The organism is Streptomyces sp. P17, from assembly GCF_032436805.1.
GTDB lineage: Bacteria > Actinomycetota > Actinomycetes > Streptomycetales > Streptomycetaceae > Streptomyces.
The window spans coordinates 1-274 of record NZ_JAVRBF010000778.1 but is presented as its reverse complement, the minus strand read 5'-3'; the positions used below and the strand labels follow the sequence as shown (position 1 = coordinate 274).

Sequence of the window (274 nt, the reverse complement as noted above, 5' to 3'; positions counted from 1 at the left end):
GGCTAGAGAGGCGAACCTATGATATGCGAATTGATCGTTCAAGACCCCTGCCTCCGCTTTGCAAATTACGCATCAACACTGACAAAGTAAACGGCCCCTGGGACGCTACTGTTTCGAAGACGGTAATTGAACTGCTGGATCGTCAAAAAGCCATGATCCCTTGGTTTAACGATCCCGCAATGGATGTCGAAACCTGGTATGACTACCATGAAGAAAATGAGCATGGCAAAATCATCACGCTATTTCCGAAGGGAACAAGTCCTGGCGTGCTGAC

1 protein-coding gene is annotated in these 274 nt (G+C 48.2%); it reads left to right on the top strand.

Features of this window, described 5'->3' with window-relative positions; all coding sequences use genetic code 11:
* Positions 1 to 23: 23 nt before the first annotated feature.
* Positions 24 to 274: hypothetical protein (locus RMT89_RS42930; protein ID WP_315889184.1), on the top strand; the 251-nt coding region annotated here is incomplete at its 3' end.